We start from the raw sequence: 16,748 nt of genomic DNA on the forward strand, positions 1-16,748 counted from the left end.
CGCCCCATACCTGAGCCGCGGGAGGATCCTCGCGCGGACCGTGGTCAGCCCATGTGCGGGTAGCGGTAGTCCGTCGCCGGCACGAAGGTCTCCTTGATGATCCGCGTGCTGGCCCACCGCTGCAGGTTGGCCATGCTGCCGGCCTTGTCGTTGGTGCCCGACGCACGGGAACCGCCGAACGGCTGCTGGCCCACGACCGCACCGGTCGGCTTGTCGTTGACGTAGAAGTTGCCCGCCGCGAAGCGCAGCGTCGAGGTGGCCTCGGCGACCGCGCCCCGGTCCTGGGCGATGACCGCGCCGGTGAGGCCGTAGGGCGCCACCGACTCCATCTGCTCCAGCATGCTGCTCCAGTCCGCGTCCTGGTAGACGTGGACGGTGAGGATGGGGCCGAAGTACTCGGTGGTGAACATCTGGTGGGCGGGGTCGGCCACCGTGGCGATCGTCGGGCGCACGAACCAGCCCTGCGAGTCGTCGTAGGTGCCGCCGGCCACGATCTCCACGCCGTCGTCGTCCCGCGCGTCGTCGATGACCTTCTTGTGCTTGGCGAAGGCCTTGGCATCGATGACCGCGCCCATGAAGTTGGACAGGTCGCGCACGTCGCCCATGCTCAGGCCCTCGGTGTCGGCCACGAGCGGGTCGCGCAGCTGCTTCCACAGCGAGGCCGGGACGTAGGCGCGGGAGGCGGCCGAGCACTTCTGGCCCTGGTACTCGAACGCCCCGCGCACCATCGCGGTGCGCAGCACGTCGAGGTCGGCGCTGGGGTGGGCGACGATGAAGTCCTTGCCGCCGGTCTCCCCGACGATCCGAGGGTAGGAGCGGTAGTTCTTCAGGTGGGTGCCGGTCTGCTGCCACAGCGACTGGAAGACCGGGGTGGACCCGGTGAAGTGCAGGCCCGCGAAGTCGGGGTGGGCCATCACGACGTCGGAGATGGCCGGGCCGGTGCCGGTGACCATGTTGATGACCCCGTCGGGCAGCCCCGCCGCCAGCAGCAGCCGCATCAGCTCGGTCGCGGCGCGCTGCTGGGTCGGGGCCGGCTTCCACACGACGGTGTTGCCCATCAGCGCCGGGGCGGTCGGCAGGTTGCCGGAGATCGCGGTGAAGTTGAACGGCGTGACCGCGTAGACGAAGCCCTCCAGCGGCCGGTGGTCGGCCCGGTTCCACGTGCCCGGCGAGTTGTGCACGGGCTGCTCGGCCAGCAGCTGCCGGGCGAAGTGCACGTTGAAGCGCCAGAAGTCGGCCAGCTCGCACGCCGAGTCGATCTCGGCCTGCTGCACGGTCTTGGACTGCCCGAGCATGGTCGCGGCGTTGACGCGTGCGCGCCAGGGCCCGGCGAGCAGGTCGGCGGCCTTGAGCAAGACCGAGGCCCGGTCCTCGAAGGACATCGCCCGCCAGCCGTCCCCGGCCGCGAGGGAGGCCTGGACGGCCCGCTCGGCGTCCCCGGTGGTGCCGTCGCGCAGGCTGCCGAGCACCTCGGCGTGCGCGTGCGGCTGGACGACCTGGATCTCCTCCCCCGTGCCGGTCACCTCCTCACCGCCGATCACGTGCGGCAGGTCGATCGCGCTGCCGGCCATCTCGGCCAGCGTCTTCTCCAGCTCGGCCCGCTCGGGGGTCCCGGGCGCGTAGGTGAGCACCGGCTCGTTGACCGGGGCGGGAACGTCGGTGAAGGCGTCCGTCGTCATGGTGTCTGAGTCCTCGTCTTCTGGTCGGGGGTATGGGGTGTCGCGCCGGCTCAGTCGCCGGCGGGGGTGCCGTCGAGCGCGGCCGCGAGCTCGGCGACGTGCGCGATCTCGGTGGTGTCGTACCAGGACAGCTCGATGCCCTGGGGTCCGTCGGCGGCAGCCCCTGCCCGGCCGGTGACGACGTCGTCACCCAGGTGGAGGGCCGCGACCCGCGGCAGGTCGACGTCGCCGACCTCGACGCGCGCGCCCGAGGCCCGGTCCTCCCGTCGGCGCACACCCTCCTCGACGACGTCGGCGGCAGCGACGATGACGGGCGCTCCACCGGCGAGCTGGCTGCGGGCGGCCTCCTGCAGCGCGACGAACTCCCACTCGTCCAGGTCGGCGCCGGCGTGGGCGGCCTGCACCGACGCGGTCACCGCATAGGCGGGCAGCGGCCCGGCGAGCCGGCGCTCGTCGCGGAGCCTGCGCAGCTGCTCGGGGGTGACCGGCAGGTAGCACCGGACCGTCGTCATCGCACTCTCCTTCCGACCGTCGGCCTGGACGGCCGTGTCCGTGGCCCTGTTCGCCACCATCGTCTCAGACGGCGGCAGCACCTGCGACGGCGCCGTGCGGTGCGCTCAGGCGGTCGCGGTGCGCCGCCCCCACCAGGGGCGACGACGGCCCGCGGCGCGTCCGGGGACGGGCGCGGCCTCGGGTCCGGCCAGGTGCCTGGCCAGCTCGGCGATGGCGAGCCGGGCGGGGCTGCGGGGACGCACCTCGACCAGGGCCCGGCCGTGCAGGAGGGCGGTGTCGAGGGCGTCCTGGTCCTCGGGGACCAGGTGCACCGGGCCGACCGCGGCGAACCGGTCGAGTGCCTCCTGGATGCGTCGACCGGGCTCGGGCCCGACCGGCCCGGGCCGCACGCGGGTGACCACGACCGTGCGCGGAGCCGTGGTGGCCCCGGTCAGCAGGTCGAGGCCGCGGACCAGCCGCTGCAGCCCGACGGGGTCACCGGTGCCCACCACCACGACGCGGTCCGCGGCCTCCAGGGCGGTGAGCGTGGCACCGTTGCGGCGCGGTGCCGTCGTGTCGAAGGAGAGGTCCTCGTCCTGCTCCACCGGCGCGGCCACGTCGACGACGACCCACCGCGCCAGGGCGCGGCAGCGGTCCAGGACGTCGGCCAGAGCCACGTCTCGCACCTCGGGCCAGCGGTCGGCGCGGGGCAGACCGGTGAGCAGGCGCAGTCCCGGTCGCACCTCCGGCGCCAGCTGGGCCAGCCCCCCGCGCGTCAGCGTGCCCTGGTCGGCGGCCCGGGCGGCTGCGGCGACGCCGGGCACCTCGTCGAGCACGGCCAGCACCTGGGCCGCGCTGGCCCCGTAGGTGTCGGCGTCCACGAGCACCGTCGGGGAGAGCGGGTCGGCCAGCTCGACGGCGAGGTTGACCGCGAGCGTCGTGCGCCCGGGGCTGCCCGTCGGTCCCCACACGACGACGACCTCACCCTGCGCGTCCGGCTCGTCGTCGGGCCCGGCATGGGCGTCCTCGGGTGCTCCGGGCGGCCCGTCGGGATCTGCGGTCCGCGCGCCCTCGGGCCGGCCCCCCTGACCGGTGGCGGGCACCTCGCCCCCGGTCGTGCCACCGGTCGTCGTGGCGTCCAGGTCCGAGGTCGGGGCGGGAACGGCCGACCCGGCCCCCCTCCGACGCCGTGCCACCTGCGCGTCGGTGCGCTCGTCGTCCGCCGGTCCGACGCCCTCGGACTCCTCCAGCAGCAGCCGGAGCGCCTCATCGAGGCCGGCCGCCGCGACGTCGGCCGGGACCACGACGGGCACGCCCCAGCGCAGCAGCAGCCGTCGGGCAGCCTCGTCCTCGGGCGGGTGCACACCGAGGACGAGCAGGCCATGTCCGCGCAGGTCCTCCACCACCGACCGGTCCAGGCCGCGCAGGTCGGCCGAGACGACCGCCAGCCGTCCGGTCCCGGCGGCCGCGACGCCGAGCAGCTCGGCGACGTCGGCGCAGCGGCGGGCGACGTGCACCCGGCGCGAGGCGTCGAGCAGCCCGGCCAGCGCGGCCTCCCAGCGGGGCGCGACGGCGGTGAGCAGCGGCAGGCTCACCGGCCGGAGCCTGCGTCCGGACGGGGCGAGGGCACGAGCGTGATGCGCGCGTCCTGGTCGACCGCCGCGATGACCCTACCGACCTGGTCGGCAGGCACGACGACCTGCACGGCGGTGCGCCCCAGGCCGGCGCCCAGCCCGCTGGTCTGGGCCGGGACGGAGTCCACCAGCGCCCCGGCGAGCAGCAGCTCCGGGTCGAGATAGCTCTCCCCCACCGCCTCGTCGTCCCGGTGGCTGACCCAGACGTCGACGGTCGTCCCGCTGACCAGTGAGCGCGCTGCCACGGTGTCCACGGGCACCCCGACCGACTTGTCCAGCGCCTGCCGCGCGGTCCCCAGCGCGCTGGCGGGGACCAGCTCTCCCTGGCCCACCTGGCGCACCAGGTGGGTGCCCGGCGCCAGCGGCGCCGACCCGTCGACGTAGCTGGCGGTCTGGTCGCCCAGGCGCGCGTGCACGGTGACGAGGTCGTCGGCGCCCACCTGCTGGCCGGGCAGCAGGTCGTGGGCTGCGGCGTAGACCGGCGTCGTGTCGTCCAGGCTCCCCACCAGCCGGATCCCGCCCGCGACCGAGAGGAGGACGAGCAGCAGCCCCACGACCAGCCGCAGGTCGCGCCAGCCGGGCCGGCGCAGCCGTCGGGCGCTCCTGGTTGCGACGCTCGCGTCCGTGGTCGTCTGCCTCGTGGCGGGCATCAGCATGGTCACTCCTGGGTGTGGCTCGGGACGCCCCTCGGGTCCCCTGGTCGGCGGCACGCTACCCGTCGCGCACGCGGCACCACCCATCTTGTCCACAGGCAGGTCAAGAGTGGGCCAGGAATCGGTAAAATCCTGGTCAAGTCTGCGAAAGGACCCCGGACGTGCCCGCACCTCGCTTCCTCACCCTCACCGACGTCGCCGAGACCCTCAACGTCTCCCTGTCGCAGGTGAAGGCCCTCGTCCGCTCCGGGGACCTCCTCGGCGTCAAGCTCGGGGGACGGGGCGTCTGGCGCGTGGAGAGCTCGGAGCTCGAGGCCTACATCCAGCGGATGTACGCCCAGACCCGCGAGAGCATCCGTCAGGGATCGACCGAGCTGGACTGACCGCCGCCCGCGGCGAGGAGCCCGTCCGACGGCTCATCCGGTCCCGGCCGTCGGGCCCGGCCCCGCTCAGAGCCGGCGCACCATCGCCAGCGCCGCGTAGGGCAGGCTCACCCGGCCACGGACGGCCGCGGGCCGCCGCGGGGTGTCGTCCGCGTGCCGGCTCAGGTCGAGGTGGTCGGCCAGGACAGCGTCGATCGTGCCGCTGAGGTGGTCGCCCCAGCGGTCGTGGACACGGACCACCGCCCGGTCCCGGCTCACGGCCCGCAGTGCCGAGGCAAGCCCGAGACGACGGCCGGCCTCCTGGTCCGTGGCCACCCTCCGGGGCAGACCGTCGACGGAGGCGACGGCGGCGAGCGGCACGATGGCCTCCCGGCCCCGCCCCTCGAGCGAACCTCCGTGGTCGAGCAGCAGCCAGTCGGTGCCGGTGTCGCGCAGCAGCGCCTCGACCCGCCCGACGCCGACGACACCCAGCCGCAGCGTGCTGCCCTCCGCGGCCACCAGACGGGCGAGCAGCTGCACCTGGCCGCGCTCGGCCCGGGTGTGCTCGGCCACCTCCAGCACTCGCTCCCGCCGCTCGAGCTGCTCCTGCTGGGCGGCGAGGTCGGCGAACAGGTTCTCCCAGCGCATGGCCCCATCGTGCCAGGCCCGGCCCCGCTCGCCTCCGTTCCGTCCACAGCTCGCCCACCCAGGTTGCCATCCGCGATCGAACGGACGTAGATTGCCGTCATCACACGCAAACGTACGCAAATGAACGCACAAGCCTTAGGGCACGGTGCACGAAGGGGTGATGACCATGGTCGGGGCGTCGGCAAGGGCGGCCGCTCTGGGCGGAGCGGCGACGGTCGCGACGGGATGGCTCGCGTGGTGGCTCGCGAGCGGGACGGTCGCCCACTGGCCCGGAGCGCTGAGGACGGTCGCGGTCGAGGAGTCCTTCACCGCGCTTGTCTGCGCGGCGGCTGCCGCCGTCGCCGGCTGGGCTGCTCTCCTGCTGGCGAGGGCGACCATCGCCCTGGCGGCAGACGCGGTCCGCGGGCGGCAGGTCGGAGCACGCGGCGGGCTGACCGGCCGGCTCACGGCGGGCCTGCTGCTGGCCGCCACCCTGGGCGCGGCGCAGGCGGGCGCGGTCTCCGCTGCCCCGGTGGCCACTGCGCAGTCCGTGCCGGTCGCACGGTCCGCGGGGCTCGCAGAGGCCGCGCCGGGCGTCGCTGCGGCGACCTCCCCGGTCCCCTCAGGCTCGGCGATGCCCGCACGCTCGGGGGTCACGACCATGATGGGATCGACTGCTGATGACGTCGGTGCCGTCGAGGTGCCCGTGCCGGGATGGACCCCGACGGCCGCCGCACGCTCACCTCGCACGGGCACGGTCGGCGAGGTCGGCCTGGTCAGCACCGCTCCGGGCGCATCGCGACCTGCTGCGGACGAGGTGGTCGTGGTCCATGCCGGCGACACCCTGTGGGACATCGCGGCCCGTGCCCTGGGCGAGCGGGCCACCGACCAGGACGTCGCCGAGGCGTGGCCGCGGTGGTACGCCGCGAACCGCGCCACGATCGGCGAGGACCCCGACCTCATCAGGCCCGGCCAGCAGCTGGTGGCACCGACCGAGGAGGGCGACCGGTGAGCACCGCACCGGGCACCGGCACGGCCGTCGTCGAGGGCACCAGCGCCCTGGCCAGCCCCGGCACCCTGCCGCGGACGGGCTCCGCGCCGGCCAGCGGTGATGCACCGCGCACCGCACCACCGGTCCTGCGCGTGCTGCCGGCCCCGAGCACCGACCCGGCGTCCGAGGGGCTGGACTGGGGCGGGGCCGAGCCCCCGGCGCCCTCCCCCTTCGTGCAGGGGCGCCTGCCCGTCGACCTGCGCCCCGGCCCCGACGACGACGCCTTCTTCGGTCCTCAGCCCACCGCGACCCCGGACCTGCCCGAGGCCACGGCCTGGGCCAGGCGAATGGTCCAGGCGCTCCTGGAGACCTACGACGGCACGCGTCGGGCCGACCAGCTCTCCCGGTGGGTGACCCCCGAGATACGGGACCGCGCCCGCCGGCGGGGACTGCTGGCCCGGCGGCGTGGGCGGCGCACCACCCGGCCACCGGTGGTGCGTTCCATCCACCCGACCTTCCCCGCCGAGGGGGTCTGCGAGATCTCCGCCGTCGTCTGGGCCGAGGGCAAGGTCCGGGCCATGGCGCTGCGGATGACGGGTGTGGACGGGCGCTGGTTGATCAGCGCTCTCGAGGTCGGCTGAGCTGCCGCAAGGTCGCACGGGAGCGAGCGAGCGGGCCGGACGACGCCCGTCCGCCCGCGTCAGCGGCTGCGCTCGGCCCGGCGCCGCTCCGCCCGGTTGCCGGTCGGCGCCGACGACGAGGACTGGACGGGGGCGCCGTCCTCCTCGGGCAGGCTGCCGTCGGCACGGACCCGGCGGGCCTCGGCGGAGCCGTCCTCGCCGGGCGCGAGGAAGGTGAGCTGCTGCTGCGGCTGCGGCTCGGGCTCGGCCGCCGGCTTGATCTCGGCGCGGAAGAGGAAGCGCACCGACTCCTCCTTGATGGCCTCCATGACCGCCTGGAAGAGCTGGTAGCCCTCACGCTGGTACTCCACGAGCGGCTCGCGCTGGGCCATGGCGCGCAGCCCGATACCCTCCTTGAGGTAGTCCATCTCGTAGAGGTGCTCGCGCCACTTGCGGTCCAGGACCTGGAGCACCACCCTGCGCTCGACGTCGCGCATCGTCTCCGCGCCGACCTCCTCCTCGCGCTCGTCGTAGGCGTGCTGGGCGTCGGAGGTGAGCTCCTCGACGAGCAGGTCGGTCGACACGGCGTTGCGGCCACCGGCCTGCTCCACGATCTCCTCGACGCTCACCTGCACCGGGTAGAGCTGCTTGAGGTCGGTCCAGAGCTGCTCGAGGTCCAGCCCGTCGGCCATCCCGGAGCCGCCGGCAGCGGTGACGAAGTCGGTGACGACGTCGTTGATGAAGATGCGGATCTGCTCCTGCAGGTCCTCCCCCTCGAGCACCCGGCGCCGCTCGCCGTAGATGACCTCACGCTGACGGTTGAGGACGTCGTCGTACTTCAGCACGTTCTTGCGGGTCTCGAAGTGCTGGGCCTCCACCTGCGACTGCGCGCTGGCGATCGAGCGGGAGACCATCCGTGACTCGATCGGCACGTCGTCGGACAGGCCTGTGGTCGCCATGACCCGGTCGACCATCGCGGCGTTGAACATCCGCATCAGGTCGTCCTGGAGGGACAGGTAGAAGCGGCTCTCGCCCGGGTCGCCCTGACGTCCGGCGCGTCCACGCAGCTGGTTGTCGATGCGGCGGGACTCGTGCCGCTCGGTGCCCAGGACGTACAGGCCTCCGAGCTCGGTGACCTGGTCGTGCTCGGCGGCGACCGAGCGCTCGGCCTGCTCGAGCGCCCGGTCCCAGGCCGCCTCATACTCCTCGGGCGTCTCGTGCGGGTCGAGTCCCTGCGCCTTGAGCGCCGCCACCGCACGGAACTCGGGGTTGCCCCCGAGCATGATGTCGGTGCCTCGTCCGGCCATGTTGGTCGACACGGTCACCGCGCCGCGGCGACCCGCCTCGGCCACGATCGAGGCCTCCCGCTCGTGGTGCTTGGCGTTGAGGACCTCGTGCTTGACGCCGCGCCGGCGCAGCGCCTCGGACAGGTGCTCCGACTTCGCCACGCTCGTCGTGCCGACGAGGACCGGCTGGCCCATCTTGTAGCGGCTGGCGATGTCGTCGACGACGGCCTTGAACTTCGCGTCCTCGGTCCGGTAGACGAGGTCGGACTGGTCCTTGCGGATCATCGGCATGTTGGTGGGGATCGACAGCACGCCCACCTTGTAGATCTGGTGCAGCTCGGCCGCCTCGGTCTGGGCGGTGCCCGTCATCCCGGCGAGCTTGTCGTACATGCGGAAGTAGTTCTGCAGGGTCACCGTGGCCAGGGTCTGGTTCTCGTTCTTGATGTCGACCCCCTCCTTGGCCTCGATCGCCTGGTGCATGCCCTCGTTGTAGCGGCGGCCCGGCAGGATGCGTCCGGTGTGCTCGTCGACGATCATGACCTGGCCGTCCATGACGACGTAGTCCTTGTCGCGGTCGAAGAGCTCCTTGGCCTTGATCGCGTTGTTGAGGTAGCCGATGAGCGGTGTGTTGGCCGACTCGTAGAGGTTGTCGATGCCGAGGTAGTCCTCGACCTTCTCGATCCCCTGCTCCAGGACGCCGACCGTCTTCTTCTTCTCGTCGACCTCGTAGTCGCCGGAGGCCTCGATCCCCCGCAACCGGTCGGCGGCCTCCCCGCGCTGCAGCCGCCGGACGAGCTTGGCGAACTCGGTGTACCACTTGGTCGCCTGGTCGGCCGGCCCGGAGATGATCAGCGGCGTGCGCGCCTCGTCGATGAGGATCGAGTCGACCTCGTCGACGATCGCGTAGTTGTGCTCGCGCTGGACGAGGTCCTTCATCGACCACGCCATGTTGTCGCGCAGGTAGTCGAAGCCGAACTCGTTGTTGGTGCCGTAGGTGATGTCCATGGCGTACTGCTCGCGGCGCTCCGCGGGCGTCATCTTGGACAGGATGACGCCGGTCTCCAGGCCGAGGGCGCGGTGGACGCGGCCCATCAGCTCGGACTGGTACTGGGCGAGGTAGTCGTTGGTGGTGATGATGTGGACGCCCTTGCCGGTGAGGGCGTTGAGGTAGGACGGCAGGGTGGCGACGAGGGTCTTGCCCTCACCGGTGCGCATCTCGGCCACGTTGCCCTGGTGCAGCGCCGCACCGCCCATGAGCTGGACGTCGAAGTGCCGTTTGCCGATGGTCCGTTTGGACGCCTCGCGCACGGCCGCGAAAGCCTCGGGCAGGAGCTGGTCCAGCGTCTGCCCGTCCGCCAGCCGCTGCTTGAACTTGTCGGTCTCCTCGCGCAGCTCAGCGTCGGTCAGGCCCTCGAAGTCGCTCTCGAGCGCGTTGACCTGCTTGGCGATGTTCTCAAGGCGGCGCAGCGCGGACTTCTCGCCGGCGCGCAGGATCTTCTCGAAGAGGTTTGCCACCCGCCTAGGCTAACCGGCCGTCCTGCCAGGACGCGCACAGCCGGGGGCCGCACGGAGGTATGGGGTGGCGCAGGGACGGCGGACGGGGTGCGGGCGACCTGTGGTCACCCGCACCCCGTCACGGAGAGGATCAGGGTTGTGCGGCCCAGTCCTCCAGCGCCTGCTGGACCTCGGAGGAGACGGCTGTCGTCCCGCCGAGAACCACGACCCGGCTCGGAGCCAGCCGGTCGAGCTCGGCCAGCAGGCCGGCCGGCAGCTCATCCGGTCGGGTCAGCAGCACCGGCGCATCGACCGCACCGGCGTAGGCCGCACCCGTCAGGGCGTCGGGGAACTTCCGGCCCGAGGCCACCAGGACCACGTCGCTGGACTCCACGAACCTCGTGGAGACAGCGATTGCCGTCTGGTAGCGGTCATCTCCGAAGATCCGCTCGATGTCGGAGTCGACGGCGGCGCGGACCTGGTCCAGGACCGCGTCCGTCACCGCCGACTCGCCACCGAGGACGACCACCCGCGAGGGGTCCATCTCGACCAGGGCGTCCGCCGTCGCGGCAGGGAGTCGGTCGGTGCGGGTCAGCAGCACCGGGCTGCCGAGGCTGCCGGCCGCCGCCGAGCCCGTGAGCGCATCGGCGAAGGCACCCTGGTTGCCCGCGGCCAGGAAGACCACGTCCTGACCGGCCGGGTCGAACAGGTCAGCGAGCATCGCCGCGGTGTCGTACCGGTCCTGACCCGGCACCCGGACGACGTCGCCGTACTGCTGGAGCTCGGTCTCGACCGAGGCGTTCACCGCGGAGGTCCCGCCGAGCAGCACGATGTCGGCCGGGCTGATCGCCTCGAGCAGCGAGGCCGTGGCGGCAGGCAGCCGGTCGGTCCTGGTCAGCAGGACCGGCGCAGCCGAGCCGTCGGGAGCGCTGGCCATGCCGGCCATGCCCTCGGGGAGCAGTCCGTTGGCGGCCGGCGAGGCGCCCACGAGCGCGTCCGCGGCGGCCAGGCCGGACGCCACGTAGACCGTGTTGACTTCGCCGAACTGCTCGGCGACCTTCGCGGCCGTTCCGTAGCGGTCGTCGCCGCCCCAACGGTCGACCTCGACCGAGGGCGGGGCGACCACGCCCAGCTCTAGCCCGACCAGGACCGGGTCGTGGTCGCTGGACCGGTAGGCGTCCGGCGCCCAGAGGACGTCCTGAGCCGGCGGCTTGAACGACATGTCGTAGTCCAGGACGCTGGGCTCGTCGGCGTTGATGTGCCACGCCTGCGCTCCGGTGACCTTGTCGTCGAGCGACGCGCTGGCCATGGCGTAGTCCAGGTAGCCGAGCATGCCGTCGAAGACGTAGCTGTAGGCGAACTCACCCACGTGCTCCAGGAGCAGGTCGGAGAAGCCGTCTGCCTTCAGGGCGTCGATCGGGTCCTCCTTGTCGTAGGAGTTCAGGTCGCCGATGATCAGCACGTCGTCGGTGCCGGTCTCCGTCGGGTCGCCGTTCGCCCAGTCGCCGAGGGCGTCGGCCGCGTTCGTCCTGGTGAGGTTGCAGTTGCCCTGGCCGTCCGGGTCCTGCGGGTCACCGACGTCGTCGCAGGCCGAGCCCTTGGACTTCAGGTGGTTGACGACCACGGTGACCTGTCCGTCGTTCTCCAGATCGGCGAAGGTCTGCGCGAGCGCCGGCCGGTTCTTGTCGTCCAGGAAGCGTGCGTCGACGGTGGAGTCGAGGATCGCGAAGTCACCGACCGGCTCCACCAGCTCGGGCTGGTAGATGAACGCCGTGGTGATGGCGTCGGTGCCGATCTTGCCCGTGGGCACGTAGTCCCAGCGGTCCTCACCGGCGGCCGCGTTGAGCGCCTCGACGAGGGCGCTGACCGCGACGTCGCCGTTGTTCTCGATCTCGATCAGGCCGACGACGTCGGCGTCCATGGCGTTGATGGCAGCGACGATCTTGGCCTGCTGACGCGCGAACTCCTCCGGCGTGTCCGCACCGCGCGCGTTCGGGTCCTGCGAGGTCAGGGTGGTGAAGTAGTTCAGCACGTTGAACGACCCCACGGTCGTGGTGCCGCCGACCTCCGGGACGGCAGGTCGCGGGTTGGCCGCGGTGTAGGTCGCGCCCTCGGTGGGTTGGATCCGCCACAGGTTGAAGCGGTAGTCCAGCACGCCGGTCGCGTCGGTCACCAGGTCCCCGCCGCGGAAGCGGTTGTCCAGGGTGAATGCCTCACCGTTCGGGTGCCGCAGGAAGGCCGGGTTCTGGCCGCTCAGCCCGTCGTCCAGGGTGATCCGGTTGGCGGCGTTGTACTCCGCCAGGGCGGCCGCCTCGGCCGAGCCGGGCTCGTAGACGGCGGTCGGCTGGTACTGCCGCAGCATGTCGTCGCCGAGACCGAGGACGATCTCGCCGTACCGGCCGTAGCCGTAGTACTCCTGGATCGCCAGGTCCTGGGGGAAGGTGATGTACATGCTCTCGTACGGCTCGTGGTCGACCAGCGGCATCGTCACCTCGGTCGGCTCCGGCAGCTGCGTCTCCGACGCGCAGACCTCGTAGCTGGGGTCGGCGAGCTGGGTCACGGTGAAAGCTTCCTTGGCGGTCCCGGTCACGGCGACCTCGTCACCGACCGAGACGTCAGCCGGACCGTCGGTGAAGACGAAGATGCCGTCCGAGGTGGCGGGGTCGGTGTCACCGTCGTCCTGGAGGAAGAAGCCCTTGAAGTCGGGGAAGTACCCCACGACCGTGCCGCGCACGGTCACCGACGCGCCAGGCATCGGCGTGGAGGCCCCGCTGCCCTGGACCGCGCCGACGAGCGTCAGGTCCGTGACGTCACACACCTGGGCGCCGGGGTCTCCGGGGTCTTCGCCGCCGCCCTCCGAGTTGCGGATGCCGAAGGTCGCGGCGATCGGGCCGGTCCAGACGCCGGCGATCTTCTGCAGCGAGTGGCCGACCGGTGTCGACGAACCCTCCTGGACGCCGATGTCGGTGCTCGTCCGGCCGTCGGCCGGCCCGCCGAGCGCGGTCATGGTGCCCTCGTAGGAGAGGAACTCGACCACGTTGCCGGCGGCGTCCACCAGGGCGATGCCGTCCGGCGCGCCGTTCTGGATCCCGTTCTCCGGGTAGTTGACGACCACCACCCCTGCGTCCGGCACGGTGCCGGTGAGGGCGTCGGTGTCGTAGACGGCGCCGTTGTCCCCGTTGTAGAGCACGACCGACCAGCCGGTCAGGTCCGAACCGACCGGGGCCTGCACCTCGATCGCCTCACCGACGTCGGTGCTGGCGTTGTCGTAGTGGATCTCGCTGATGAACGCGGAGACGGGCCCCGGGTCGGCCCCTCCTCCACCCCCGTTGATCATGCCGAAGCTGGAGGTTGCCGGGCCGGTCCAGACGCCGTCGATCTTCTGCAGCGAGTGGCCGACCGGTGTCGACGAACCCTCCTGGACGCCGATGTCGGTGCTCGTCCGGCCGTCGGCCGGCCCGCCGAGCGCGGTCATGGTGCCCTCGTAGGAGAGGAACTCCACCACTCCGCCTGCGGCGTCCACCAGGGCGATGCCGTCCGGCGCGCCGTTCTGGATCCCGTTCTCCGGGTAGTTGACGACCACCACCCCTGCGTCCGGCACGGTGCCGGTGAGGGCGTCGGTGTCGTAGACGGCGCCGTTGTCCCCGTTGTAGAGCACGACCGACCAGCCGGTCAGGTCCGAACCGACCGGGGCCTGCACCTCGATCGCCTCACCGACGTCGGTGCTGGCGTTGTCGTAGTGGATCTCACTGATGAAGACGTCGCCGTCTGCGGCGGTCGCCGCGATCGGGGTCAGAACGCTGGCCAGGAGCGCTACCGCTCCTGCCACCGCGACGCCCGTTCTTGGCCGGGAGGAATGCCTCATTGCACGGGTCCTTCTCATTCGGGGAGGGGTGGGCGCAGCGTCGCACCCATCCGGACACTATGTCCCACGGAGGTGCCCGTCCGCTCGAATCGACGTCGGCGTGGTGCGCAACCGGATCACCGGTCGGCGAGGTCGATCCTCGTCAGCCCCAGCCAGTCGGCCATCGAGGCGAGCTCCTCCTCCAGCGCCGGCTGCGCCCGCGCCCGGTCGACACCGGTCTCCCAGTGCAGCGCGCGGACCAGAAGACGACCGGCCGCGCGGTCGGCCTTGAGGTCCACCCTGGCGACCAGCTCCTCGTCGAGCAGGAAGGGCAGCACGTAGTAGCCATGGACGCGCTGCGGCGCCGGGACGTAGATCTCCAGCCGGTAGCGCATCCCCCACAGCGCCTCGGTGCGGTCGCGCTGCCAGACGAGCGGGTCGAACGGGCTGAGCAGAGCGGCCCCGGGCACCGTGCGAGGGACCCGCGCCCCGACCTGGCGCCAGACCGGCCGGTCGGTCCAGCCCGGCACCCTGACCTGCTCGGCCTCCTCGCGCGCCTCGAGCTGGGCGAGCCCGCGCCCGACCCGGGGCCCCCGCAGCCGGAAGTAGTCGGCCAGGCAGCGCTGGGTTCCCAGCCCGTGCGCCCGCAGCTACAGGGCGAGCAGCTCGGTGAACGCGGCCTGGGGGTCCTCCTCGAGCAGCTCGTCCCGTCGTGCGACCAGCTCGGGGGCAGGACGAGGGCCGGCACGGCATACCTGCGCTCGAAGGCGGGCGTGCGACCGGCGGAGGTGATCTGACCGGACCGGAAGAGCAGCTCCAGACAGCGCTTGACGGCCGTCCAGTTCCAGCCCCACTCCCCGCCCCGGCGTTCTGCGCCGTGCGGCAGGTGGACCTCCACCTCCCGGGAGGTCAGCGGGCCGTGCTCGGCGACGGTGGTCAGGACCGCGTCGAGCAGCCCGGGATGAGTCTGCGCCACCGACCGGCTCCACGCCCGGTGCCGCGCCTGGTCCATCCGGAAGGCCAGCAACGGCCACGTCGTCGGCGGCAGGAGCGAGGCCTCGTGCGCCCAGTACTCGACGAGGTCGCGCGGTCGGCGCGAGCGCGGCCCGGATCCGTCGCGGGCCCGGTCCAGCAGCGCGGTGTCGTAGGGGCCGAGGCGGGAGAAGAAGGGGAGGTACTGCGAGCGGGTGAGCACGTTGACGCTGTCGATCTGCACGAGCTGCATCCGACCGACCGCCCTGGTCAGGTGCCGCGCCGTCGCCGCACCGGGTGCGGGACGCGCGTCGGCGAACCCCTGCGCCACCAGGGCGAGGCGGCGTGCCTGGGCGACGCTGAGCGTGGGGACCGACCTGCTCATGGCGAGCCACTGTGCCACGCGCTGGTCACATGCGCGCGGGCGCGGGGCCCGTCACCGCTGGTGGTGACGGGCCCCGCGGGGACCGGGCGGGGGTCAGGAGGCGACGGCGTCCCGCTCCTCGTCGAGGTCGCCGGCCTCGTCGGCGACATCGTCCTCGTCAGCCGGTGCGTGGCCGTCCAGGTCAAGGCGCAGCACGCCGTAGGACCAGCCGCGCCGACGGTAGACGACGCTGGGACGGTCGAGGTCGACGTCGTGGAAGAGGAAGAAGTCGTGCCCGACCAGCTCCATCCGGGACAACGCCTCCCCTACGGTCATCGGGCTGGAGGGGTGGACCTTCTCACGGATCTCGATGGGGCTGTTGCCCTCGGTCTGCAGCGCGGCGTCCAAGGCCTCCTCGGTGGAGGGCTGCTCGTGGTGCCCGTCCTTGGACGTCGTGGCCAGCGGCTCGGTCGGCAGCCCGAAGGTGGCCTCGGCGACCGAGGCGGGGCGGTGCTTGCCGGTGCGGCTGATCCGGCGCCTGTCGTGCAGGCGGCGGAGCCGCTCGGTCAGCTTGGTCATGGCCAGGTCGACGGCGGCGTACTCGTCGTCAGCGGCGGCCTCGGCGCGGATCACGGTGCGTCCGACGAAGCACGTGATCTCGCAGCGCTCGGCCTCCTTGGCCTGACGAGGATTGGCCTGGTGGGTCAGGACGACCTCGGTGCGGCGTACCCGCGGCGCCAGCTGCGGGACCTTCTCGAGCTTCTCCTCGAGATGACGCCGGAAGCGCTCGGAGATGTCCTTCTTGCGACCGGTCACGATGAGTTCCATGGGTCCTCCATGCAAGTGAAAAAGGGGTGTGGCTCGATGGCGTCGTCACGGCGCCTGGTCCAACGGCCTCACCCCCTTGCGTCCCGCGAGAGGTGCTCCATGCACCCACACTAGTCCGCACCTCTGACGTTCTGCAGGGGGGCCGCGTGCGAGTCCGTGGACGCCGTCGGACCGTCCGGACCGACGCTCCGGGTATGCCGTCTGGTCGCCGCGAGCGTGACGGCCACGACCGGTCCGCAGCCGGCCGCGCGTAGTGCGCGGGCGCACTCCTGCAGGGTCGCGCCGGTCGTGACCACGTCGTCGACGAGCACGCACGGACGTCCCTGCAGCCGGGACACCAGTCGGTCGCGCACCCGCACCGCCCCGCAGAGGTTGCGCGCGCGGTCGTCGGCCCCGAGCCCGGCCTGGTCGACGACCGCGCGCGCCAGCCGCAGCCCGTCGAGGACCGGCAGCCGTGACCGGGCCGGGCCGACGGCGGCCAGCGCCAGGGCGCGCACGCGGTGCTCGCCGCGCCGCCGGGTGCTTCCCCGTCCCGACGGCGCCGGGAGCACGAGGACCGGGTGGCCCGCCGCCAGGTCGGCACGGTGCTCCGGCGAGCCCTCGAGCGCGGCGCTCAGCACCCCGCGCAGCACCGGTGCCAGCACCGCTGTGAGGTCGGCGCGGCCCGCGTCCTTCCAGGCCACGACGGCCTGTCGCACGACGCCGTCGTAGGCCGGCCCCGACCAGGTCGGCGGCAGCCCGGGCGGGCACGGCGTCGGCGACCACCTACCCGGTCGTGCGCGCAGGAGCTCCCTGTCGCACCGTCCGCACCACCGGCTCTGCGGACGGTCGCAGCCGGCGCACTGCGTCGGCGCCGCAAGCTCCACGAGGGCGAGCACGTCCTCCCACGGGCGCCACGACAT

Annotated in this window: 14 protein-coding genes and 1 pseudogene; 4 read left to right on the forward strand and 11 right to left on the reverse strand. The window is 72.7% G+C overall.

What is annotated here, in order from left to right; all coding sequences use genetic code 11:
• Positions 1 to 44 precede the first annotated feature (44 nt).
• From pruA to DV701_RS06465, 4 genes are all read right to left on the reverse strand, one after another.
• Positions 45 to 1,679 carry an L-glutamate gamma-semialdehyde dehydrogenase gene (gene pruA / locus DV701_RS06450; protein WP_114927580.1) on the reverse strand — a complete coding sequence of 545 codons (1,635 nt, stop codon included), beginning with the start codon at positions 1,677 to 1,679 and terminating at the stop codon, positions 45 to 47.
• A 50-nt stretch (positions 1,680 to 1,729) separates the two neighbouring features.
• Positions 1,730 to 2,191, reverse strand: a complete 462-nt coding sequence (locus DV701_RS06455) for a DUF6912 family protein (RefSeq protein ID WP_162802851.1) — start codon at positions 2,189 to 2,191, stop codon at positions 1,730 to 1,732.
• 105 nt (positions 2,192 to 2,296) lie between these two features.
• Entirely contained in the window at positions 2,297 to 3,766 is a 1,470-nt protein-coding gene (locus DV701_RS06460) for an AAA family ATPase (protein WP_114927582.1), read from the reverse strand.
• Positions 3,763 to 4,461, reverse strand: a complete 699-nt coding sequence (locus DV701_RS06465) for a hypothetical protein (protein WP_114927583.1) — start codon at positions 4,459 to 4,461, stop codon at positions 3,763 to 3,765. The genes DV701_RS06460 and DV701_RS06465 overlap by 4 nt, the downstream gene beginning before the upstream one ends.
• A 158-nt stretch (positions 4,462 to 4,619) precedes the next feature.
• Between DV701_RS06465 and DV701_RS06470 the strand changes: the two genes are divergently transcribed.
• Positions 4,620 to 4,841, forward strand: coding sequence for a helix-turn-helix domain-containing protein (locus DV701_RS06470; protein WP_114927584.1), 222 nt, complete (start codon positions 4,620 to 4,622; stop codon positions 4,839 to 4,841).
• Positions 4,842 to 4,907: 66 nt separating this feature from the next.
• Here the strand turns inward: DV701_RS06470 and DV701_RS06475 are convergent, their stop codons facing one another.
• Complete coding sequence (locus tag DV701_RS06475; RefSeq protein ID WP_114927585.1) at positions 4,908 to 5,468, reverse strand: hypothetical protein; 561 nt, start codon at positions 5,466 to 5,468, stop codon at positions 4,908 to 4,910.
• Between the two features lie 160 nt (positions 5,469 to 5,628).
• Between DV701_RS06475 and DV701_RS06480 the strand changes: the two genes are divergently transcribed.
• Positions 5,629 to 6,459, forward strand: coding sequence for a LysM peptidoglycan-binding domain-containing protein (locus tag DV701_RS06480; protein ID WP_114927586.1), 831 nt, complete (start codon positions 5,629 to 5,631; stop codon positions 6,457 to 6,459).
• Positions 6,456 to 7,079: an Rv3235 family protein gene (locus DV701_RS06485; RefSeq protein WP_114927587.1), complete on the forward strand. Its 624-nt coding sequence runs from the start codon at positions 6,456 to 6,458 to the stop codon at positions 7,077 to 7,079. The genes DV701_RS06480 and DV701_RS06485 overlap by 4 nt, the downstream gene beginning before the upstream one ends.
• Positions 7,080 to 7,138: 59 nt before the next feature.
• On the opposite strand, the gene secA is transcribed toward DV701_RS06485, so the two are convergent.
• The 3 genes from secA to DV701_RS19100 all read right to left on the reverse strand — a co-directional run bounded on the left by secA (position 7,139) and on the right by DV701_RS19100 (position 14,332).
• Positions 7,139 to 9,859, reverse strand: a complete 2,721-nt coding sequence (secA, locus tag DV701_RS06490; RefSeq protein ID WP_114927588.1) for a preprotein translocase subunit SecA — start codon at positions 9,857 to 9,859, stop codon at positions 7,139 to 7,141.
• A 130-nt stretch (positions 9,860 to 9,989) separates the two neighbouring features.
• Positions 9,990 to 13,703: an ExeM/NucH family extracellular endonuclease gene (locus DV701_RS06495; RefSeq protein WP_162802852.1), complete on the reverse strand. Its 3,714-nt coding sequence runs from the start codon at positions 13,701 to 13,703 to the stop codon at positions 9,990 to 9,992.
• Positions 13,704 to 13,819: 116 nt separating this feature from the next.
• A complete protein-coding gene (locus tag DV701_RS19100; protein WP_324616625.1) occupies positions 13,820 to 14,332 on the reverse strand; it encodes a DNA glycosylase AlkZ-like family protein in 513 nt (170 codons plus the stop codon).
• Between DV701_RS19100 and DV701_RS19105 the strand changes: the two genes are divergently transcribed.
• Positions 14,321 to 14,479: a hypothetical protein gene (locus tag DV701_RS19105; RefSeq protein ID WP_267874138.1), complete on the forward strand. Its 159-nt coding sequence runs from the start codon at positions 14,321 to 14,323 to the stop codon at positions 14,477 to 14,479. The genes DV701_RS19100 and DV701_RS19105 overlap by 12 nt on opposite strands.
• Here DV701_RS19105 and DV701_RS19110 read toward each other — a convergent pair.
• The 3 genes and pseudogenes from DV701_RS19110 to DV701_RS18155 form a co-directional block, all read right to left on the reverse strand.
• Positions 14,455 to 15,039 (reverse strand): annotated as a pseudogene (locus DV701_RS19110) (DNA glycosylase AlkZ-like family protein); the annotation flags it as partial. The gene DV701_RS19105 and the pseudogene DV701_RS19110 overlap by 25 nt on opposite strands.
• 93 nt (positions 15,040 to 15,132) lie before the next feature.
• A complete protein-coding gene (gene hpf, locus DV701_RS06505) occupies positions 15,133 to 15,846 on the reverse strand; it encodes a ribosome hibernation-promoting factor, HPF/YfiA family (protein WP_114927590.1) in 714 nt (237 codons plus the stop codon).
• A 110-nt stretch (positions 15,847 to 15,956) separates the two neighbouring features.
• The gene (locus DV701_RS18155) at positions 15,957 to 16,748 is read right to left on the reverse strand and encodes a ComF family protein (RefSeq protein WP_162802853.1); all 792 of its coding nucleotides are present in this window, start codon (positions 16,746 to 16,748) and stop codon (positions 15,957 to 15,959) included.

It is taken from the genome of Ornithinimicrobium avium (assembly GCF_003351765.1).
GTDB lineage: Bacteria > Actinomycetota > Actinomycetes > Actinomycetales > Dermatophilaceae > Ornithinicoccus > Ornithinicoccus avius.

Excerpts from the sequence above, each read along its gene's own strand:
- pruA (WP_114927580.1), bottom strand. The coding sequence starts at position 1,679 with ATGACGACGGACGCCTTCACCGACGTTCCCGCCCCGGTCAACGAGCCG.
- DV701_RS06475 (WP_114927585.1), bottom strand. The coding sequence starts at position 5,468 with ATGCGCTGGGAGAACCTGTTCGCCGACCTCGCCGCCCAGCAGGAGCAG.
- DV701_RS06480 (WP_114927586.1), top strand. The coding sequence starts at position 5,629 with ATGACCATGGTCGGGGCGTCGGCAAGGGCGGCCGCTCTGGGCGGAGCG.
- DV701_RS06465 (WP_114927583.1), bottom strand. The coding sequence starts at position 4,461 with ATGCTGATGCCCGCCACGAGGCAGACGACCACGGACGCGAGCGTCGCA.
- hpf (WP_114927590.1), bottom strand. The coding sequence starts at position 15,846 with ATGGAACTCATCGTGACCGGTCGCAAGAAGGACATCTCCGAGCGCTTC.
- DV701_RS06495 (WP_162802852.1), bottom strand. The coding sequence starts at position 13,703 with ATGAGGCATTCCTCCCGGCCAAGAACGGGCGTCGCGGTGGCAGGAGCG.
- DV701_RS06455 (WP_162802851.1), bottom strand. The coding sequence starts at position 2,191 with ATGACGACGGTCCGGTGCTACCTGCCGGTCACCCCCGAGCAGCTGCGC.
- DV701_RS18155 (WP_162802853.1), bottom strand. The coding sequence starts at position 16,748 with ATGTCGTGGCGCCCGTGGGAGGACGTGCTCGCCCTCGTGGAGCTTGCG.